The organism is Micromonospora sp. HM5-17 (assembly GCF_003762835.1).
Lineage (GTDB): Bacteria > Actinomycetota > Actinomycetes > Mycobacteriales > Micromonosporaceae > Plantactinospora.
Window position 1 is genome coordinate 390,834 of record NZ_RJWA01000003.1, and the last position, 19,665, is coordinate 410,498.

General features: G+C 71.2%; 16 protein-coding genes and 2 pseudogenes. 7 read left to right on the forward strand and 11 right to left on the reverse strand.

Going from position 1 to position 19,665, the window contains the following annotated elements; translation table 11 throughout:
- The gene (locus EF879_RS11205; protein ID WP_123557581.1) at positions 1 to 504 is read right to left on the reverse strand and encodes a methylated-DNA--[protein]-cysteine S-methyltransferase; all 504 of its coding nucleotides are present in this window, start codon (positions 502 to 504) and stop codon (positions 1 to 3) included.
- On the reverse strand, positions 501 to 2,039 hold the full coding sequence (locus EF879_RS11210) for an AlkA N-terminal domain-containing protein (protein ID WP_123557583.1): 1,539 nt from the start codon (positions 2,037 to 2,039) through the stop codon (positions 501 to 503). The genes EF879_RS11205 and EF879_RS11210 overlap by 4 nt, the downstream gene beginning before the upstream one ends.
- 290 nt (positions 2,040 to 2,329) lie before the next feature.
- Between EF879_RS11210 and ychF the strand changes: the two genes are divergently transcribed.
- The gene (gene ychF, locus EF879_RS11215; protein ID WP_123557585.1) at positions 2,330 to 3,418 is read left to right on the forward strand and encodes a redox-regulated ATPase YchF; all 1,089 of its coding nucleotides are present in this window, start codon (positions 2,330 to 2,332) and stop codon (positions 3,416 to 3,418) included.
- Between the two features lie 177 nt (positions 3,419 to 3,595).
- Here ychF and EF879_RS11220 read toward each other — a convergent pair whose 3' ends face one another.
- Both EF879_RS11220 and EF879_RS11225 read right to left on the reverse strand, forming a co-directional pair.
- Positions 3,596 to 3,958 (reverse strand): PH domain-containing protein, encoded by a 363-nt coding sequence (locus tag EF879_RS11220; RefSeq protein WP_123557586.1) that lies wholly within the window; start codon positions 3,956 to 3,958, stop codon positions 3,596 to 3,598.
- Between the two features lie 69 nt (positions 3,959 to 4,027).
- Positions 4,028 to 4,342 carry a 4a-hydroxytetrahydrobiopterin dehydratase gene (locus EF879_RS11225; RefSeq protein WP_123557589.1) on the reverse strand — a complete coding sequence of 105 codons (315 nt, stop codon included), beginning with the start codon at positions 4,340 to 4,342 and terminating at the stop codon, positions 4,028 to 4,030.
- Between the two features lie 178 nt (positions 4,343 to 4,520).
- On the opposite strand from EF879_RS11225, the gene EF879_RS11230 reads away from it, so the two are divergent.
- Positions 4,521 to 5,000 carry a (deoxy)nucleoside triphosphate pyrophosphohydrolase gene (locus tag EF879_RS11230; protein WP_123557591.1) on the forward strand — a complete coding sequence of 160 codons (480 nt, stop codon included), beginning with the start codon at positions 4,521 to 4,523 and terminating at the stop codon, positions 4,998 to 5,000.
- Positions 5,001 to 5,209: 209 nt separating this feature from the next.
- Here EF879_RS11230 and EF879_RS28795 read toward each other — a convergent pair.
- The 7 genes and pseudogenes from EF879_RS28795 to EF879_RS11260 all read right to left on the reverse strand — a co-directional run.
- Positions 5,210 to 5,449: pseudogene (locus tag EF879_RS28795) on the reverse strand (succinate dehydrogenase/fumarate reductase iron-sulfur subunit); the annotation flags it as partial.
- 48 nt (positions 5,450 to 5,497) lie between these two features.
- A pseudogene (locus EF879_RS11235) lies at positions 5,498 to 6,274 on the reverse strand (succinate dehydrogenase/fumarate reductase iron-sulfur subunit); the annotation flags it as partial.
- Positions 6,274 to 8,199: a fumarate reductase/succinate dehydrogenase flavoprotein subunit gene (locus tag EF879_RS11240; RefSeq protein WP_123557595.1), complete on the reverse strand. Its 1,926-nt coding sequence runs from the start codon at positions 8,197 to 8,199 to the stop codon at positions 6,274 to 6,276. The gene EF879_RS11240 and the pseudogene EF879_RS11235, both read right to left, overlap by 1 nt.
- 12 nt (positions 8,200 to 8,211) lie before the next feature.
- A complete protein-coding gene (locus EF879_RS11245; protein WP_123557597.1) occupies positions 8,212 to 9,033 on the reverse strand; it encodes a hypothetical protein in 822 nt (273 codons plus the stop codon).
- Positions 9,034 to 9,386: 353 nt separating this feature from the next.
- Complete coding sequence (locus EF879_RS11250) at positions 9,387 to 10,178, reverse strand: hypothetical protein (protein WP_123557599.1); 792 nt, start codon at positions 10,176 to 10,178, stop codon at positions 9,387 to 9,389.
- 72 nt (positions 10,179 to 10,250) lie between these two features.
- Positions 10,251 to 11,639 (reverse strand): TldD/PmbA family protein, encoded by a 1,389-nt coding sequence (locus tag EF879_RS11255; protein WP_123557601.1) that lies wholly within the window; start codon positions 11,637 to 11,639, stop codon positions 10,251 to 10,253.
- Between the two features lie 28 nt (positions 11,640 to 11,667).
- Complete coding sequence (locus EF879_RS11260; RefSeq protein WP_123557603.1) at positions 11,668 to 13,104, reverse strand: TldD/PmbA family protein; 1,437 nt, start codon at positions 13,102 to 13,104, stop codon at positions 11,668 to 11,670.
- Between the two features lie 380 nt (positions 13,105 to 13,484).
- On the opposite strand from EF879_RS11260, the gene EF879_RS11265 reads away from it, so the two are divergent.
- From EF879_RS11265 to EF879_RS11285, 5 genes are all read left to right on the forward strand, one after another.
- Positions 13,485 to 14,555, forward strand: a complete 1,071-nt coding sequence (locus EF879_RS11265) for an ABC transporter ATP-binding protein (RefSeq protein WP_123557605.1) — start codon at positions 13,485 to 13,487, stop codon at positions 14,553 to 14,555.
- Between the two features lie 121 nt (positions 14,556 to 14,676).
- Positions 14,677 to 15,696 (forward strand): ABC transporter ATP-binding protein, encoded by a 1,020-nt coding sequence (locus EF879_RS11270; protein WP_123557607.1) that lies wholly within the window; start codon positions 14,677 to 14,679, stop codon positions 15,694 to 15,696.
- A complete protein-coding gene (locus tag EF879_RS11275) occupies positions 15,693 to 16,712 on the forward strand; it encodes an ABC transporter permease (RefSeq protein WP_123557609.1) in 1,020 nt (339 codons plus the stop codon). The genes EF879_RS11270 and EF879_RS11275 overlap by 4 nt, the downstream gene beginning before the upstream one ends.
- Before the next feature lie 11 nt (positions 16,713 to 16,723).
- Complete coding sequence (locus EF879_RS11280) at positions 16,724 to 17,722, forward strand: ABC transporter permease (protein ID WP_123557611.1); 999 nt, start codon at positions 16,724 to 16,726, stop codon at positions 17,720 to 17,722.
- A gap of 178 nt (positions 17,723 to 17,900) precedes the next feature.
- Positions 17,901 to 19,655 carry an ABC transporter substrate-binding protein gene (locus EF879_RS11285; protein ID WP_123557612.1) on the forward strand — a complete coding sequence of 585 codons (1,755 nt, stop codon included), beginning with the start codon at positions 17,901 to 17,903 and terminating at the stop codon, positions 19,653 to 19,655.
- Positions 19,656 to 19,665 lie beyond the last annotated feature (10 nt).

A 19,665-nucleotide genomic window follows, 5' to 3' on the forward strand; every position in this document is an offset into this window, starting at 1 on the left:
TCAGCCGCGGCGTTCGTGGTCGAGCAGCCAGGTCTTGACCGACAGCCCCCATCGGTAGCCGCCGAGGCTGCCGTCGATCCGGAGCACGCGGTGACAGGGGACGAAGAGCGCCGCGGCGTTGCGGGCACAGGCCGCCGCGGCGGCCCGGACCGCGCGCGGCCGTCCGGCGAGGGCGGCGAGATCGGTGTACGTGATGGGCTCGCCCGGTTTGACCTGACGCAGCGTCTCCCAGGCGTGGGCCAGGAAGCCGCCGTCGGTGTGCTGTACCACCGGCACCTCGTCGATCGCCGTCAGGTCACCGTCCAGGTAGGAGCGAACCGCGGCGGTGACCGGCCCGAGGTCGGGCCGGGCGAGCAGCGGTCGGCGCAGCCGGGGATGGACGAGTGCGAGCAGCGTGTCGGCATCGGTGGTGAAGCCGGCGGCGTGCACCACACCGGCGGGATCAGCCACGATCGTCAACGGCCCGGCCGGGGTGCCGAGGGTGGCGTGGTACAGGCTCCTCACTGTGCTCTCCAGAGTCTGATCACCGCGTACGAACGCCAGGGCCGCCACCGGGCGGCGTACGCGTCGAGGGTCGTGGGGTGGTCGGGGAGGCCGAGTGTGGCGGCGCCGCGGCGTACCCCGAGGTCGGTGGGGAGGAAGGTGTCCGGGTCGCCGATGGCGCGGATCGCGACGTACCCGGCGGTCCAGGCACCGATCCCGGGCAGTGCGGCGAACCGGGCGAGCTGTTCCACCCGATCCGCACCCGGGTCGAGGTCGAGTGCGCCGGCGTCGACCGCGCGGGCCACGGCCCGGATCGTCTCCCGGCGGGCGGCCGGCATGCCGAACGCGGCGTCCGGCAGCGCCAGCACCTCCGCCGCGGACGGGAACGGCCGTACGGCGCACCCCGCGCTGCGTTGATCATGGGCTTGTTCCCCCGATGACCGGTGTGTCGCGGGGACACCGTCGTGCCCGACAGGAACGGTCGCGGCGGTGACCAGCCGCGCCAGCGTGCTTCGGGCCGCGGCGACGGAGACCTGCTGGCCGACGACGGCCCGGACCGCCAGTTCGAAGCCGTCGACGGCGCGTGGCACCCGGATCCCGGGCTCCTTCGCCACCAGCCCGGCGAGCGCGGGATCGGCGCCGAGCACGGCGTCCACCGCCATCGGATCGGCGTCCAGGTCCAGCAGCCGGCGACACCGGGCCACCGCCGGGGCCAGATCCCGTACGTCGGCGAGGCGGAGCGTCGCCGCGACGTGTCCGGGCAACGGGGTCAGCGCGACCTCGGCGGGCCCGTGTGGCAGGCGCAGGCCCCGCCGGTACGTCCCGCCGCTCACCTCCTCCGTCCCGGGTATGGCCCGCCGGGCGAGGAAGTCGAGCAGTGCGTCGGCGTGCAGCGGTGGCCGGTACGCGAGCCGGAGGCTGATCGTCCCCGCGGTGCCGTTCCCGGCCCTCGCCCCCGGCCGGTCGCCTCCGGCCCCGCCGCGGCGGTCACGGCGGCGGCCGGGTGCGCGCAGCGCGGACGGCGGGACCGCGTACACCTCGCGGATGGTGTCGTTGAACTGCCGTATGCTGCCGAAGCCGGCGGCGAAGGCGATCTCCGCCAGGCCGAGGTCGGTCGTCTCGATGAGGATCCGGGCGGTCTGTGCCCGCTGCGCCCGGGCCAGGGCGAGTGGTCCGGCGCCGACCTCCGCCACGAGCATCCGGTGCAGGTGCCGTTCGGTGTACCCGAGCCGATGGGCCAACCCGGGTACGCCCTCCCGATCCACCACGCCGTCCGCGATGAGCCGCATCGCCCGCCCGACGACGTCGGCCCGGACGTCCCACTCGGGCGAGCCGGGCGCGACGTCGGGCCGGCATCGCCGGCAGGCGCGCAGGCCGGCGCGCTGGGCGGCGGCGGCCGACGGGAAGAACCGGACGTTCTCCCGCTTCGGGGTCACGGCCGGGCAGGACGGCCGGCAGTAGATGCCGGTGCTGAGCACGCCGGTGTAGAACCAGCCGTCGAACCGGCCGTCGCGACTGTCGACCGCCCGGTAGCACCGCTCGAAGTCCAGCTCCACGCCTCCGATCGTGCCCCGTCCCCGGCCGGTTCGACTGGCGGGAATCGGACCTGGGGGTGGGCGTCCCGGTGAGGTGCGTGGCCCGCCACGGCTGCCGGCCGCACCACGCGCCCGCGACGAGGAGAGGGTCCGGTCGGGGTGGGGCGTCGCCCCGCTGCCGGACGGAGGGTGGGCGGGGCGACCTCGTAGACTCGCGGGAGGCCGACCGGCCGGCACCGCCGGCGGCCGACCGCGCGCCGCGCGGTGCCGAGACCGACCGCGGGGCAACGAGAGAGAGCAGTCGCGTTCGCATGAGTTCACTGACCATCGGGATCGTCGGCCTACCCAACGTCGGCAAGAGCACGCTGTTCAACGCGTTGACCAAGAACGACGTCCTCGCGGCGAACTACCCGTTCGCCACGATCGAGCCGAACGTCGGGGTGGTCGGGCTGCCGGACGACCGGCTCACGAAGCTCGCCGAGATCTTCAACTCTCAGAGGATCGTCCCGGCCCCGGTGTCGTTCGTCGACATCGCCGGCCTGGTCCGGGGCGCCTCGAAGGGGCAGGGCCGGGGCAACGCGTTCCTGGCGAACATCCGCGACGCCGCCGCGATCTGCCAGGTCGTCCGGGTCTTCTCGGACCCGAACGTGATCCACGTCGACGGCAAGGTGTCGCCGCGTGACGACATCGAGACGATCAACACCGAGCTGATCCTCGCCGACCTGCAGACGATCGAGAAGGCGCTGCCCCGACTGGAGAAGGAGGCGAAGGCCCGCAAGGACCGGGCCGGGGCCGCCACCGCCGCGCGGAAGGCGGCCGAACTGCTCGACACCGGGGTCACCCTGTACGCGGGGGCGGCGAACGCCGGCATCGACGTGGCCGAGCTGCGTGAGCTGCACCTGCTCACCACCAAGCCCTTCCTGTACGTCTTCAACGTCGACGAGGCGGAGCTGGCCAACGCCGAGCTGCTGGACGAGCTGCGGTCGCTGGTCGCCCCCGCCGAGGCGATCTTCATGGATGCCAAGATCGAGTCGGAGCTGACCGACCTCCCGCCGGAGGAGGCACGGGAGCTGCTGGAGTCGATCGGGCAGTCCGAGCCCGGCCTCGACCAGCTGATCCGGGTCGGCTTCCGGACCCTCGGGCTGCAGACGTACCTGACGGCGGGGCCGAAGGAGGCCCGGGCCTGGACCATCCCGATCGGGGCGACCGCCCCGGAGGCCGCCGGCGTGATTCACTCCGACTTCCAGCGCGGCTTCATCAAGGCCGAGGTCGTCTCGTTCGACGACCTGGTGGCGGCCGGCTCGATGGCCGCCGCGAAGGCCGCCGGCAAGGTGCGGATCGAGGGCAAGGACTACGTCATGCAGGACGGCGACGTGGTCGAGTTCCGCTTCAACGTCTGACGGTTGAGGCACGCCCTCCGCCCGGGGCAGGACTCGTGCCGGGCGGAGGGGAGGCCGGCGGGCCCGCGGCCACCGGTGGTCGTCGGGGCCGCCGCCCGTGGACTCGGGTCTCACCCCGCCCCTCGGGTCCACTCGTGGCAGCGCGATGTGGCTCGCTACGAAATGCGATGTGATCCGCTACGAAATGTAGTGCAGGATCACGTTGTGGACGTGGTGGCTCTTTTTCTCACCGCGGAACTCCACCTCGTAGGTCTGGGCGCCGACGTGGATCGCGATGGCGCCGGTGGAGAAGAACGAACCGCCCCAGGACTTGTTGCTGACCACGCTCACGCTGGTGATCTTCGAGTACGGGATGCTGGTGATGGCGTACTTCTTCCCGATGAATGACTTGTCCTGGATGATGACGCGGCGGTTGGTCAGCCCGATGAAGCCGGTCCCGGCGCCGATCGCGTCGTACACGGCGATGACCTGCTCCCCGTCGAGCAACCCGCTCTGGATCTGCTGGAGTTGCTCCTGGCGGTCGTAAATGACGTTGGTCATGATCCCCAGGCTAGGTGGGGCCCGCCACCCCGAGCCCGGCGCGCGGATCGCGGTGCGCGCCGGACGGGGTCAGCTCCGCTCGTCGGTCACGGCCCGGTAGACGTCCTCGATACGGGCGGCCAGGGTGACCTCGTTCTCGGTGAGGGCGTCGGCGTCCCGGGAGCCGATCCTGATCTGGGTGTGACCGTCGAGCCGGCGGACCTCGGGGCGCAGGTGCAGGGCGTCCGCGATGACCTTCACTCGTTCGGTCAGCGCCGCGTGTTGGGCGTCGTCGAGTACCAGGGTCCGTTTGATCTGCTGGCCCTCGCGGGTCCAGCCGCCCAGTAGGGTGAGTGCGTCGCTGAGGTAGTCACGGTGCATCCGGCTACCCCACAAAGCACGCATCGCCTTACCTCCCGGGCGTCGTTGCCGGCTTGTGGCCAAATCGTCGCCATCCTGTGTCTCGTCGGTGCTCCCTAGTCTGTCGCTGAGCAGCTGGTGTGTCCACGTCCACCCCTCCGGCTTCTCTTGACCGTGGGGACTCTCAGCGCTACCCGAATTCCTGATTGATCTGGCACGCTGAATGGTCGTGCGCAGTGAACGGGTGAGCGGTAGAGACCGTACCGCGCCGAATGGGGGATTGTCCGACCGCAATCAGCACCAGCCTCGGGTTGTGGTGGGCGCGGCAATTATCGCGGGTGATCGAGTGTTGGGCTGCGCCCGGTCCGGTCCGCCGGAGGTGGCTGGCCGTTGGGAGTTCCCGGGCGGCAAGGTCGAGCCCGGTGAGTCCGAGGAGGCCGCGCTGATCCGGGAGTGCGCCGAGGAACTCGGCGTACGGGTGCAGATCGGTGATCGGGTCGGCGGGGACGTCCCGATGGGCCACGGGCGGTCGGTGCTCCGGGTGTACCTCGCCCGGCTGGTCGGAGACGACGAGCCGAAGCCGCTGGAGCACGCCGAGCTGCGGTGGATGCGGGCGGAGGAGTTGGACAGCGTCCCCTGGCTGCCGGCAGACGTACCGATCGTGCTGGCCCTGCGCCCCGTCCTCGCGGCCCGGTGCGGTTGAGCCGGGCCGGGTGACGGGTGTGCGCCGGACGACGCGGCGGGGTGACCCCGACCATGTGACGCGAATGCGTCGGGCCACGTGGCGACGGCTCGGCCCGTAACCCGGCGCTGGCGGTCGGGCGGTTCGGCAACGGGTTCAACAACGAGCTGAAAAGCGTGCGGGGGTTGCCGGCGACCGCCTGACAACCCCCACACACTCCGCGAGACGAATCAGTCCTGCTGTTCCGGGTGGGCGTAGTTGAGGTCCTTCGCCGGCATCGGGAACGTCACGTCGTCACCGAACGGTGAGGGCGCCGCCGGACGGTCGAAGGCGAACTCGCTGATCGGCAGCCGACCCCGGGAGTCGACCGCGGGCGCCTGGGGCTGCGGCACCTGCCGCCCCCAGTGCAGGCCCCGCTCGGCGTCGGTCTCGGCCCCCGGCTCGTGCGACGCGCCGGCGTGCGAGTGCGCCACGCCCAGCTGGTCGGGGTCACGCGGGCTCTGCCCGGCCCCGTCCTGGCCACGTCGGAAGATCCTGCTGCCCAACCACACAAGAGGATCGTACCGTCGGTCGACCACGCGTTCCTTCATTGGGATGATCGCGTTGTCGGTGATCTTGATGTGCTCCGGGCAGACCTCGGTGCAGCACTTGGTGATGTTGCAGTAGCCGAGGCCCTGGGACGCCTGGGCGTACTCCTTCCGGTCGGTCCTGGTGTCGAGCGGGTGCATGTCCAGCTCGGCGGCGCGGATGAAGAACCGCGGGCCGGAGAAGGCCGGCTTGTTCTCCTCGTGGTCCCGGACCACGTGGCAGGTGTTCTGGCACAGGAAGCACTCGATGCACTTCCGGAACTCCTGCGACCGCTCGACGTCCACCTGCTGCATCCGGTACTCGCCCGGGGCCAGGTCCGGCGGCGGGGCGAATGCCGGGGTCTCCCGGGCCTTCTCGTAGTTGAACGAGACGTCCGTGACCAGGTCGCGGATGATGGGGAAGGTCCGCAACGGGGTGATCGTCACGGTCTCGTTCTCGTCGAAGGTCGACATCCGGGTCATGCAGCCCAGCCGCGGCATACCGTTGATCTCCATCGAGCAGGAGCCGCACTTCCCGGCCTTGCAGTTCCAGCGGCAGGCCAGGTCGGGCGCCTGGGTCGCCTGGAGGCGGTGGATCACGTCGAGGACGACCTCGCCCTCGTTGACCTCCACCTGGTAGTCGGTCAGCTCGCCACCGGACTCATCGCCCCGCCAGATCCGGAAATGCCGGATGGTGCCGGCCTTGGCCGGCGCGTCCTGGTTCCCCATTACTTGGCCGCCTCCTCAGCGTGCGCCTCTGCGGTGAGGGCGTCGAACTCCGCCAGCTCCTCATCGGTCAGGTACTTGGCCAGCTCGGCCCGGTCGAAGAGCATCATCAGCTCCGGGCGCATCTTCGGCAGCGGCTTGTGCTCCAGCCGTACCTTCTCGCCGTCGAGCGAGCAGACCAGGTTGACGGTGCGCCACTTCGGCGACATCGTCGGGAAGTCCTCCCGGGTGTGGCCGCCCCGGGACTCCTCGCGCTCCAGCGCGGCCCGGGCCGTGCACTCCGAGACGAGCAGCATGTTGCGCAGGTCCAGGGCGAGGTGCCAGCCCGGGTTGTAGCGCCGGCCGCCGGTGACGCTGACCCGGTTGACCCGGTCGCGCAGCTCGGCGAGCCGGACCAGCGCATCCTCCAGCTCGCTCCTGCGCCGGATGATGCCGACCAGGTCGCCCATCACCGTCTGGAGATCCTGCTGCAACCGGTACGGGCTCTCCCCGCCCTTGCGCTCCAGCGGGGCCAGGGCCCGCTCCACCGCGGCCTCGACGTCGGCCGTCGAGACCTTCGGACGCCGGCCGACCGAGTCGGCGTACGCCGCCGCGTGCTCGCCGGCCCGCTTACCGAAGACCAGCAGGTCGGAGAGGGAGTTGCCGCCGAGCCGGTTGGAGCCGTGCATCCCGCCGGAGACCTCGCCGGCGGCGAAGAGCCCCTGTACGTGACCGGCCGCCGCGGTGGTGTCCGGGTCCACCTCGACGCCGCCCATCACGTAGTGGCAGGTCGGGCCGACCTCCATCGGCTGCTTCGTGATGTCGACGTCGGCCAGCTCCTTGAACTGGTGGTACATCGACGGCAGTCGGCGCTTGATCTCCTCGGCCGACAGGCGGCTGGCGACGTCCAGGTAGACGCCCCCGGCCGGGCTGCCGCGTCCCGCCTTGACCTCGGCGTTGATCGCCCGGGCCACCTCGTCGCGGGGCAGCAGCTCCGGCGGGCGCCGGTTGTTGTCCGGGTCGGTGTACCAGCGGTCCGCCTCCTCCTCGGTCTCCGCGTACTGCTTGCGGAAGACGTCGGGGACGTAGTCGAACATGAACCGCTTGCCCTCGGAGTTCCGCAGCACCCCGCCGTCACCCCGGACCGACTCGGTCACCAGGATGCCCTTCACCGACGGTGGCCAGACCATGCCGGTCGGGTGGAACTGGAGGAACTCCATGTTGATCAGCGTCGCGCCGGCACGCAGCGCCAGCGCGTGCCCGTCACCGGTGTACTCCCAGGAGTTCGAGGTGACCTTGTACGACCGGCCGACGCCGCCGGTGGCCAGCACCACCGCCGGAGCCTCGAAGAGCACGAACTCGCCCGACTCCCGGTAGTAGCCGAAGGCGCCGGCGATCCGGTCGCCGTCCAGCAGCAGGTCGGTGATGGTGGTCTCGGCGAAGACCTTGATCCGGGCCTCGTAGTCGCCGTGCTGCTTCTTGTCCTCCTGCTGGAGCGAGACGATCTTCTGCTGGAGGGTACGGATCAGTTCCAGGCCGGTCCGGTCGCCGACGTGCGCCAGCCGCGGGTACTCGTGGCCGCCGAAGTTGCGCTGCGAGATCTTCCCGTCCTTGGTCCGGTCGAAGAGCGCGCCGTACGTCTCCAGCTCCCAGATGCGCTGCGGGGCCTCCTTGGCGTGCAGCTCCGCCATCCGGTAGTTGTTGAGGAACTTGCCGCCGCGCATGGTGTCGCGGAAGTGAACCTGCCAGTTGTCCCGGGGGTTCACGTTCCCCATCGCGGCGGCGGCGCCGCCCTCGGCCATCACGGTGTGCGCCTTGCCGAACAGCGACTTGGAGATGATCGCGGTCCGCTTCCCGGCGAGCCGGGCCTCGATCGCCGCCCGCAGGCCGGCGCCCCCGGCGCCGATGACGACGACGTCGTAGTGGTGTCGTTCGATTCGGGTTGTCATGTCAGAGGCCCTTTAGTTGATGAACCGCAGGTCGGAGAACCACTCGGCGGAGACCGCCATGATGTAGAAGTCGGTCAGCGCGAGGGTGCCGAGGGTGATCCAGGCGAGTTGCATGTGCCGGACGTTGAGCTTGGAGACGAACGTCCAGAAGCGGTACCGCACCGGGTGCTTGGAGAAGTGCTTCAACCGGCCGCCGGTGACGTGTCGGCAGGAGTGGCAGGAGAGGGTGTACGCCCAGAGCATCACCACGTTGCCGACCAGGATCACGTTGCCGAGCCCGAAGCCGAAGCCCTCCGGGCTGTGGAAGGCGAGGATCGCGTCCCAGGTGTTGATCACCGAGATGATCGCGGCGGCGTAGAACGCGTACCGGTGCAGGTTCTGGCCGATCAACGGGAACCGGGTCTCCCCGGTGTACCGCTTGTGCCCGTCGGGCACGGCACAGGCCGGCGGCGACAGCCAGAACGACCGGTAGTACGCCTTGCGGTAGTAGTAGCAGGTCAGCCGGAAGAGCAGCAGCAACGGCAGGCTCAGCGCGGCGTCCGGGATGATCCACCAGCCGGGCAGGACCCGACCGAAGTGAGCCGCCTCGGGAAGGCAGCGATCGGTGACGCACGGTGAGTAGAACGGGGTCAGGTAGTGGTAGTCGTCGACCCAGTACCACCTGTGCATGAACACCCGCACCGTGGCGTAGGTGACCCAGGCGCCGAGTCCAATCACCGTGATCAGCGGAGCGAACCACCAACGGTCGGTACGCAGGGTTTTTGCCGTGATGGCCGCGCGCTGCCGCACGCTCCCCGGCAGTCCGGCCGGAGGTGGGGCCGTCCTCGTAGTCATCTATGTCTCCCTGACGGGGCCCGGTCTGGCTGACGGGCACTGATGGTGTTTCCGGCGGGGCCGCGCGGGCAGGGGAGGACCCGCAGCCGCGCTACCTGCGTCCGCGTCGGTGCACACGTTACGCCGCACACGGACGGGCATCTGCGCAAGGGAGTGTTGCGGGTTTCCCGCCGGTTACGAAAGTCCCGGCACCGGATTCGGGCATAGTTGTGCAGAACTTCACTCCACGTGGCGATTCCGCCGCGCTGCACCACCGCGCCGACCGCCGTCACCTGCCCCGCCGTCCCTTGAGGCCGGACCCCTCCGACCCCGCCTCGACGGCGGTCGCGCCGGGCCTGCCCCGGGTCACCGGGTCACAGGTCGGGGGCGGCGAGCCGCCGGGCGGCGGCGGCACACGACGCCGGCCACCGTTCGAGGCGGTCGGTGACGGGACGTCCGCGGCGGTCCTCGGGCACGACGAAGAACGCCGGCTCGCCGCCGCTCGCCTGCCGGTCGAGGGCGTCGGCGTAGGCGGCCCGGGCGTCGACCAGTCGCCGCCACAGCTCGGCGTGGCGCTCCCGCCGGTCCTCGGTGTCGTCCCGGTCGTCTCGCCACCCGGGCATCTGCTCGAGCTCGGCCAGGAACGGGCGAACGGCGACGTTCTCGTTCCGGATCGCCGTCGCCCGCTGGCGCGGCCCGGACGTCGCACCCGGCGGGGTCAACCGGTTGAGCCGTCGCTCCAGGTCCCGGCAGGCCGTTGCGGTCCGGCTCCGGGCCCGCTCGACGTCGTCCGAGTGCCGGATGATCCGGCCGACCCCGGCGGCCAGCGCGACGAGGCCGCCGCAGACCAGCAGAACGAGGACGACCGTGCCCGCGACGCCGCCGATGATCAGCCGTCGGCGGCGTCCGTCCGAACCGGTTCGGCGTCGGTCCCCCGCGGCGCCGGAAGCCGCCGTGGCCTCGCCCGCCGCTGGTCCGTCCGGGCCGCCGCTCCGGGCGGCGTCGGGGTCCCCGGCGCCGAGACCGGTGGCGTCGGTCGCACCGGGCGCAGGGTCGCCGGTGCCCCATCCGGTGGTGCCGGTGGCGTCGGCGGCGCCCCGTCCGGTGGCCTCGGCGTCCGGTCCGGTGGCGTCGCCCGGGATCGGGATGGTGGGGTCGTCCGTCACGTCACACAGTCAAGCACCGCCGGTCGAGTACGGCATCCCCGCCCGGTCCACCCTGGAGCACCGGCGGGCCGGTCAGCCGGACGCGCCGCCGGTGAAGTTCCACGACGCCAGCCGCAGCGCCGGCGTCGACCACCAGGCGCTGCTGAAGGTCCACGAGTGCAGGACGGCGTGCCGCCCCACCCCGAGGACCGCACCCGGGGCGAGCGCCCGCGGGTACGACTGGGTGAACCGGAGGTTCTGCACGGCGGTGCTGACCTCCCCGTTCTCGACCAGCCACACGCCGTTGCGGGTGAGCCCGGTGACGACCAGGCTCTTGGGGTCCAGCACCCGGGTGTACCAGAAATCCGTGACGAGCAGGCCGCGTCGTACCCCGGCCACCAGGGCGGCCACGTCGGAGTCGAGCGCCGGACCGGAGACCTCGCTCGCCCGGGTCGTGCCGTTCGGCGATTCGGCCGGCAGGAGTCCCAGGTGTAGGGGGATGGCCCCCGCCACCGTGCCGCCCGGCACGGCGTGACCCGTCGAGGTCGTCCCGGCCCCGGCGGCGGTCCGCCGGTCGTGCACGACCGCGGTGGTGACCCCGTGCTCGACCAGCGCGAACGGAGCCCGGGGCGTCCCCTCCGCGTCGAACGGGAGCGCCGGGGCGGAGAGCGGGTCGTCGACCAGGGTCACCGCCCGGTCGAACTGTGCGCTGCCCGGTTCGGCGAACGAGCGCCGCTCGTTGTACGTCTTGCCGTTGAAGCCGTACATCGCGAGGTTCTGCAACAGGTCGGCGACGGCGGTCGGCTCCAACACGACCTCGTACCGCCCGGGTGGCAGCTCGACCGGGGCGACGCCGGCCCGCGCCTTCACCGCGGCGCGCGCGCCGAGTACGGCGCCGGAGAAGTCGGCGAGCCGTACCGAGCCGGACCGGGCGGCGCCGTCGGCACCGTCGCAGCGGGCGATCCCCTCCATCGCCGCCTCGGTGCTGCGGCCGGTCACCGAATGGCCGGCGGTGTTGGCGAAGGCGGCCTCGCGGCGTCCGGTCCGGCAGTACCCGGCCGCCTCCAGGCCGCCGGTCGCGTCGACGAACGCGCGGACCTGTTCGGCCCGCTGGTCGGCGGAGGCGGCGGCGGTGGCCTCGTCCCAGTTGCCGGCCCAGTCGGGCACGGTCGGCGGGGTGAGCCCCGGCCAGCCCGGGTCGGGCGGGCTGTGCCGAGCCGCCGCCACGGTCCGCTCGACCAGGTCGCGCAGCCCGTCGCCGTCGACCACCGTGGACGACCCGCCGGCGGTCCGGCCGTCGAGGTGCAGCCGTAGCCGGACCGTCGTGCTTCGTTCGGCGACGTTCTGGTGGATGAACGAGTTGGCGAACCGGGTCAGCGCCAGCTCCGCGTCCTCGGCGCTGACCTCCGCCTCGGCGGCCGGACCGGCGAGCCGCCGGACCAGGTCGACGACCTGGCCGGCGAGGTCGAGTGGCGTCGTCATCGGCGTGCTCCTTCCGCTCCCCGCTCCCTCATCCGCGGACCCCGACCCGGACCTTGGTGAACCGGGCCGGGGCGGCCGGGTGTCCGGTGTGGCCGATCTGTACGGGTTGCCCCTTGCCGCAGTTCGGCGTTCCCCAGGCGACGATCTCGGAGGAGAGCATGTCCATCGATCGCCAGAAGAGCGGGCCGATTCCGGTGTAGGTCGGGTTGCGGAGCATTCGTCCCCGACGGCCGTTCTTGACCTCCCAGCCGATCTCGCAGCCGAACTGGAAGTTGAGCCGCTTGTCGTCGATCGACCATGAACGGTTGACGTCCATCAGGATGCCGTCGTCGGTGGCGGCGATCATCTCGTCCAGCGTGTGCGGGCCCGGCTCCAGGCCGACGTTGGTCATCCGAACCATCGGCAGCCGGGCCCATCCGTCGGCCCGAACGCTGCCGGCGTAGTCGAGGCCGGCGACCGCGGCCGAGTCCCGCCCGGCCAGGGTGCCGACCCAGCGGCCCTCCCGGACCGCGTCCCGTTTCGCCGCCGGGGTCCCCTCGTCGTCGAAGCCGAAGCTGCCGAGCGCCCCGGGGATGGTCGGGTCGATCGTGATGTTCATCAGTTCGGAGCCGTACCGGAGTGTGCCGAGTTGGTTCAGGTCGAGCCAGGAGGTGCCGGCAAGAGCGGCCTCCCAGCCGAGGATCCGGTCCAGCTCGATGGCGTGCCCGACCGACTCGTGGATCTGGATTGCCATCTGCTCGCCGCCGAGGATCAGGGTGGTCTCACCGGCCGGGCAGAGCGGCGCGGTGACCAGCGCGCGGGCCTCCTCGGCGATCCGGGCGGCGTGCGCGGTGAGGTCGAGTGCCTCGACCAGTTCCCAGCCCTGGGTGCCGTACTGGCCACGGTAGCTGGGGTACGAGCGGCGCTGCGTCTCGCCGTCGCCGATCACCGTGGCCGCGATGCCGGCGCCGCACTCCCGGATGTGCTGGTCGATCCGGTGGCCCTCGCTGGAGACGAACCACGTGCGGGTGTCCCAGATCTGGTAGATCCCCTCGGCCTGGTCGGCGCCGTGCTCCCGGGACAGGGCGGTGGCCCGGACCAGCAGGTCGCCCTTGTCGGCCAGCGGGACCGAGAGCGGGTCGATCTCGCACGGGGAGCGCCAGGAGCCGGTGCTGGCCGGCACCGGCAGCAGGTTGCTACCGGGGCCGGGGACCCGGCCGCTGGCCGCCGCGATCCGCGCGGCCCGCTCGCCGGCCGCCCTGGCCGCCGCCCGGGTCAGCTCCGGTACGGCGTAGAAGCCCCACCCGGAGCCCACCAGCGCCCGTACGCCGAGTCCGGCGCTCTCGTCCTGGCTGACCGACTCGATGTCGCCGTTGCGGGCCGTCATCGACTCGTAGCGGCGGTGCATCACCCGGACGTCGGCGTACCGGGCCCCGGCGTCGAGGGCCGCCTCGACCGCCGCCGTCGCCACGTCGAACTCCGCCATCGCCCCCTCCTCGCTGCCCGCGGGCGTCGTCGCCGTTCGCCCCACACGCCGCCGCCCCACTCCCCACACCGACGGCGGCCATGGCGGACCGGCCGGGATGTCCGCGGCCGATCACGGGATGACCTTAGGCGAGAAATCCGCCCCGCGGGGTGGGAGAGGCGGGGGTCGACAGCGTCCGGTGGTACCGATTTGAATGGGCGATGGCCGTGGGCGGGGTAGGAGACGCGGGGGGTGACGGTCCGACGGCTGACAGATCGGTTCTTGTAGCTTATTTTCACCCTCTGTTATCTGATGTAGGTTACCTTCGCCGCTGCCTCGGCCGGGCCGGACCGTCCGGCACGCGGTGTGACCGGCGGCGGGCAGGGTGAGAGGAGGGCGTCGTGGCGGCACCGAAAGCATCCGCGGACACGCCGGCCGACGGCCCGTACCTGCGGGTGCGCGACCTGCGGGTCCGCTTCCGGACCGAGGACGGGGTGGTGCGCGCGGTCGACGGGGTCTCGTTCGCCGTCGAGCGTGGTCGCACGCTCGGCATCGTCGGGGAGTCGGGCTCGGGCAAGAGCGTCACCAGTCTCGCCGTGCTCGGCCTGCACGATCCCCGGCGTACGGAGGTCAGCGGCGAGATCTGGGTCGGCGGGCGGAACATCGTCGGGCTTCCCGAGGCCGAGATCCGCAGGCTGCGCGGTCGGGACATAGCGATGATCTTCCAGGATCCGCTCTCCGCGCTGCATCCGTACTATCCCGTCGGGCGGCAGATCGCCGAGGCGTACCGGATCCACCACCCGGAGGCCAACCGCCACGCGGCCCACCGCCGGGCCGTCGAGATGCTCGACCGGGTCGGCATCCCGCAACCGGCGCGGCGGGCGGAGCAGTACCCGCACGAGTTCTCCGGCGGCATGCGACAGCGGGCCATGATCGCGATGGCGCTGGTCAACGACCCCGCCCTGCTGATCGCCGACGAGCCGACCACCGCGCTGGACGTCACCGTGCAGGCGCAGATCCTCGATCTGCTGGCGGACCTACAGCAGGAGTTCCACTCCGCGATCATCCTGATCACCCACGACCTGGGGGTGGTCAGCCAGGTCGCGGACGACGTCCTGGTGATGTACGCCGGACGGGCGGTCGAGCACGGCAGCGTCGAGCAGGTGCTGCGCCAGCCGCAGCACCCGTACACCTGGGGGCTGCTCTCCAGCGTGCCGTCGCTGCACGGCGACCCGAACGCGGACCTGCTGCCGATCCCCGGCAACCCGCCGAGCCTGATCAACATCCCGCCCGGGTGTGCGTTCCACCCCCGGTGCCGGTACGCCGACCACACCGGCACCCGGTCGTACCGGGAGGTCCCCGAACTGCGTCCGGTGGCCGGGACCAACCACCTGGTCGCCTGCCACCTGCCGGAGGAGGAGCGGCGGCGGCGCTACGCCGAGGAGATCGCCCGGGTGGGAGTGGCCCGGTGAGGACGAGGAACCGGGTGGGGTGGGCGAGTCCCGCCGCCGCGAGCGAAAGGCGACGCCCGGTGCGGGCGCGGAACGGGCGGGGCGGACGGGCCCCGCGGTCTCGGACGGAGGACGGGCTCCGATGACGGTGTCGACCGGTGAGCCGCTGCTGGCGGTCTCTGGGCTGACCAAACACTTCCCGGTCCGGCGCGGCTTCCGAGGCCGGGGCGGCGCGGTGCGGGCGGTCGACGGGCTCGACTTCGCGGTCCGTCCGGGGGAGACGCTGGGCCTGGTCGGCGAGTCGGGCTGCGGCAAGACCACGACCGGGCGGCTGCTGGTCCGGCTGCTGGAACCGACCGCCGGCCGGATCGTCTTCGAGGGGCGGGACATCACCCACGCCCGGCGCGCCGCGCTGCGGCCGCTGCGCCAGAATCTTCAGATCATCTTCCAGGATCCGTACGCCTCGCTGAATCCGCGGCACACCGTCGGCGAGATCGTCGCGATGCCGCTGCGGGTCAACGGCATCAACCCCCCGGGCGGAGTCCGGAACCGGGTCCGTGAGCTGTTGGAGCTGGTCGGGCTGAGCCCCGAGCACTACAACCGCTACCCGCACGAGTTCTCCGGCGGGCAGCGGCAGCGGATCGGGATCGCCCGCGCCCTGGCGCTGCGGCCCAAGCTGATCGTGGCCGACGAGCCGGTCTCCGCACTGGACGTCTCGATTCAGGCCCAGGTGGTCAACCTGCTCCGCGACCTCCAGCGGGAGCTGGGGCTGGCCTTCGTCTTCATCGCGCACGACCTGGCGGTGGTCCGGCACTTCTGTCAGCGGGTGGCGGTGATGTACCTGGGGAAGATCGTCGAGATCGGGGACCGTGCCGAGATCTACGAGCGGCCCCGCCACCCGTACACCCGGGCGCTGCTGTCGGCCGTACCGGACGTGACGAAGCTCGGCCCGGCCGGGCGGATCCGGCTCTCCGGGGACGTACCGACCCCGCTCGACCCGCCCTCCGGCTGTCGGTTCCGCAGCCGCTGCTGGAAGGCGCGGGAGATCTGCGCGACCGAGGAACCGGCGCTCGCCGTTCCGGAGGGCGCCGCCGCCGCGGTGGCGTGCCACTTCCCGGAGGAGCCGGCCGGGACCTCTCCGGAAGGCGGTGACGACCGATGAGTGCTCCCACCAACCCCGTCGATCGTGACGTTGCCGCGACCCGGCCCGCCGCGGACGACAGGCAGGCGTCCGACCCACAGCCGGACGCGACGTTCGTCGGCCGCTCGCCGGGGCAGCTCGCCTGGCTGCGGCTGCGTCGGGACAAGGTCGCGCTGGTCAGCGGCGGAGTGCTGATCTTCTTCATCCTGGTGGCGGCGGCCGCGCCGCTGGTGGAGAAGCTGTACGGCAAGGGTCCGCAGGAGCGGTTCCCGGAGCTGCTGGACCGCAACGGCTTCCCGCTCGGGTACGCCGGGGTCAGCGGCGAGCACTGGTTCGGCATCCAGCCCGGAAACGGTCGGGACATCTTCATCCAGGTGGTGTACGGCCTGCGTACCTCGCTGATGATCGCCTTCACCGCGGCCGTGCTGACCATCGCGCTCGGCGTCGTCGTCGGCATCGTCGCCGGGTACGTCGGCGGGTGGGTCGACGCCGTGATCACCTGGATCATCGACCTGGCCCTGGCCTTCCCGTTCTACATCTTCTGCTTCGCCTTCGTGCCGTTGGCGGTGAACCAGTTCTACGGCCCGCGGGACGAGGTCTCGCCGTGGTTCCGTCCCGGACTGCTGGTGCTGATCTTCGTGATGTTCAACTGGACCACCTCGGCCCGGCTGGTTCGCGGCCAGGTCCTGTCGCTGCGCGAACGGGAGTTCGTGGAGGCCGCCCGCGCCTCCGGCGCCGGCCTCGGGCACATCCTGTTCCGGCAGCTCCTGCCGAATCTCTGGGCGCCGATCCTGGTCACCTTCTCGCTGAACGTCCCCGCGCTGATCACCGCCGAGGCGGCCCTCTCCTTCCTCGGGATCGGGGTGCTGGAGCCGACCCCGGACCTCGGCCGGCTGATCAACGACAGCATCCGGTACCTGCGGGACGTTCCCAGCTTCACCATCGTCGGCGGGACGACGCTGTTCCTGCTGGTGCTGGCGTTCAACCTCTTCGGTGACTCGTTGCGCGACGCGCTCGACCCGAAGTCGAGCAGGTAGGGGGCGCGAGAATGCTGCGGTTCCTGGTCAAGAAGCTGCTGCTCGCGCTCACCACGCTGATCGCGGTCAGCGTGGTGACCTTCGGCCTCTTCTTCGCCGTACCGAACAACCCGGCCGAGCTGATGTGCGGCGACAGCAAGAACGTCTGCAGCCCGGAGCGGATCGCGATGATCGAGCGCCGCATGGGGCTGGACAAGCCGATCGTCACCCAGTACGGCGACTTCATGCGCGGCATCTTCGTCGGACGGACGATCGGCTCGGGCCCGACCGCCCGCGAGTGCCCCGCGCCCTGTCTCGGCTTCTCGTTCCGCAACGACGAGCCGGTGACCGAGATCGTCGCCCGTACCCTGCCGGTGACCCTGAGCATCGTCTTCGGCGCCGCCGTGGTCTGGCTCGTGTTGGGCGTCTCGATCGGGATGGCCTCGGCGCTACGCCGGGGCACCGCCCTCGACAAGCTGGCGGTCGGCACCTCGCTGGTCGGCGCCTCGATGCCGATCCTCCTCTTCGGACCGTTGCTGCTGATCGTCCTGGTCTACGAGACCGGACTGTTGACGTATCCGCGCTACACCCCGATCACCGAGGACCCCGTGGCCTGGGCGTCGGCGATGATCCTGCCCTGGTTCGCGCTGGGCTTCCTCAACTCCGCGACCTACGCCCGGCTCTCCCGGGCGCAGATGCTGGAGACGCTCTCCGAGGACTTCATCCGGACGGCCCGGGCCAAGGGCCTGCCGAAGCTCGCGGTGTACGGCCGGCACGCGCTGCGGGCGGCGATCACCCCGATCATCACGATCGCCGGGCTGGACCTCGGCGCCTACCTCGGGGGCACCGTCATCACCGAGACCGTCTTCGGGTTCACCGGGCTGGGCAAGACCGCGCTCAACGCGGCGCTGAACCTCGACATGCCGATCGTGATGGCCACGGTGCTGCTCGCCGCCGTCTTCGTGGTGACGGCGAACGTCCTGGTGGACGTCCTGTACGCGGTGGTCGACCCCCGGGTCCGCCTCGGCTGACCGGCGGCGCGCGAGCCGACCGCGGCCACACCGGTGTCGACGCCCGGGACGGAAACGTTGCCCCATCGTTATTGCCAGGAAACTTACCGCCGGGCAAACCTGCGTGAATATTTTCTTCACGATTACCAGCCGACCACACGCCCAGCCAAGCCCGGGAACGAGACCAGGAGGAAGTCCGATGCGACCTAGGCTCGCGGTGGCCGCGACGAGCACCGCGCTCGTCCTCGCCGCCAGTGCGCTGGCCGCCTGTACGGAGAACACCGGTGAGATCGACGACTCCGACAGCGGCGGCAACCAGCAGTTCACCAGCTCGATCGCGACCGACCCCAAGGACTCCCAGGGGCCGGCGGCCGAGGTGCCGGGCGCGCAGAGCGGGGGCACGCTCAAGCTGATCACCGAGGCGGACTTCGAGCACCTCGACCCGCAGCGGACGTACACCTTCAACGCGATGTCGATCCAGCAGATGTTCGTCCGGACCCTGACCGTCTTCAAGGAGGACGGCAAGGGCAACGTGCTGCTCGTCGGCGACCTCGCCACCGATGCCGGCAAGGACGTCAACTCCGACTGCAAGACCTGGGAGTACACCCTCAAGGAGGGGTTGAAGTTCGAGGACGGTACGCCGATCAAGGCGGCCGACGTCGCGTACGGGATCGCCCGCTCCTTCGAGGAGACCATCGACGGCGGCCCGACGTACCTCCAGGAGTGGCTGGCGAACAACCCGACGTACAACGCGACGTACAAGGGGCCGTACACCTCGGGGAGCGACACCGTCCCCGGGTTGACCGTCAAGGACGACCGGACCCTGGTCTTCAACTTCGCCGAGCCGCACTGTGACCTGCCGTTCGCGCTCTCGCTGCCGACCTCGGTGCCGGTGCCGAAGGCCCAGGACACCCGGACCGAGTACGACCGCCGGGTCGTCGCCTCCGGGCCGTACAAGATCAAGGAGTACGTCAAGGACACCCGCCTCGTCCTCGAGCGGAACCCGCACTGGGACCCGAACACCGACCCGCTGCGGCACGCGTACCCGGACACCATCGAGGTCGAGATAGGACCGGACGACCAGGCCGCCACCGAGCGGGCGCTGGCCGGCCAGGGCGCCGACGCCGGGGCGGTCGCCTGGGACGAGGTGCCGCAGGCGCTGGTCAACCAGGTCCTCTCCGACTCCTCCCTCGGCGACCGGGTCATCCGCAAGTCCGCCCCGTCGGTCTGGTACCTGACCATCAACAACGAGCGGATCAAGGACCTGAAGGTGCGCCAGGCGATCGCGTACGCGATCGACAAGCAGGGCATCCTGGCGACCCAGGGCGGTGAGGCGGCGGGCCGGCTCACCCACACCCTGCTCGCCGACACCACCATCGGGCAGACCAACTACCCGAACCCGTACGACGGCGGCCCGACCGGCAACCCGGAGAAGGCCAAGGAGCTGCTCGGCGGGCAGAAGCCGAAGCTGGTCTTCATGTCCCGGAGCACCGCCTTCGGGCAGCAGACCGCGCCGATCGTCGAGCAGAGCCTGGAGCGGGCCGGCTTCGACGTCACCGTGCAGTACGTCGACGACCACAACCCGACCGCCCGGACCCGGGGCAACCCGTACGACATCTACCTGACCAACTGGGCGGCGGACTGGCCGAGCGCGGTCTCGACGATCCCGGTGCTCTGGGACGGCCGCAAGCTCGGTCCGCAGGGCAACTCGAACGTGTCGTACTTCAACGCCGACGACGTGAACGCCGAGATCGACCGGGTCAGCAAACTCCCGGCGGGCGAGGCGGGCCCGGAGTGGGCCAAGATCGACCAGATGATCATGGAGAAGTACTGCCCGGTGGTGCCGATCTACCAGGACAACACCTTCCTGGTGACCGGCCCGAAGGTCGGCGGCCTGATCATCTCCGAGCAGTTCGGGTCGCCCGTCTTCTACAACACGTACCTGAAGCCGTAGCGATGTGAGG

Bases quoted from the DNA above. Each gene is read 5' to 3' on its own strand.
- ychF (WP_123557585.1), top strand. From the start codon at position 2,330: ATGAGTTCACTGACCATCGGGATCGTCGGCCTACCCAACGTCGGCAAG.
- EF879_RS11275 (WP_123557609.1), top strand. From the start codon at position 15,693: ATGAGTGCTCCCACCAACCCCGTCGATCGTGACGTTGCCGCGACCCGG.
- EF879_RS11220 (WP_123557586.1), bottom strand. From the start codon at position 3,958: ATGACCAACGTCATTTACGACCGCCAGGAGCAACTCCAGCAGATCCAG.
- EF879_RS11270 (WP_123557607.1), top strand. From the start codon at position 14,677: ATGACGGTGTCGACCGGTGAGCCGCTGCTGGCGGTCTCTGGGCTGACC.
- EF879_RS11225 (WP_123557589.1), bottom strand. From the start codon at position 4,342: ATGCGTGCTTTGTGGGGTAGCCGGATGCACCGTGACTACCTCAGCGAC.
- EF879_RS11285 (WP_123557612.1), top strand. From the start codon at position 17,901: ATGCGACCTAGGCTCGCGGTGGCCGCGACGAGCACCGCGCTCGTCCTC.
- EF879_RS11280 (WP_123557611.1), top strand. From the start codon at position 16,724: ATGCTGCGGTTCCTGGTCAAGAAGCTGCTGCTCGCGCTCACCACGCTG.
- EF879_RS11260 (WP_123557603.1), bottom strand. From the start codon at position 13,104: ATGGCGGAGTTCGACGTGGCGACGGCGGCGGTCGAGGCGGCCCTCGAC.
- EF879_RS11240 (WP_123557595.1), bottom strand. From the start codon at position 8,199: ATGACAACCCGAATCGAACGACACCACTACGACGTCGTCGTCATCGGC.
- EF879_RS11230 (WP_123557591.1), top strand. From the start codon at position 4,521: ATGGTCGTGCGCAGTGAACGGGTGAGCGGTAGAGACCGTACCGCGCCG.
- EF879_RS11255 (WP_123557601.1), bottom strand. From the start codon at position 11,639: ATGACGACGCCACTCGACCTCGCCGGCCAGGTCGTCGACCTGGTCCGG.
- EF879_RS11245 (WP_123557597.1), bottom strand. From the start codon at position 9,033: ATGACTACGAGGACGGCCCCACCTCCGGCCGGACTGCCGGGGAGCGTG.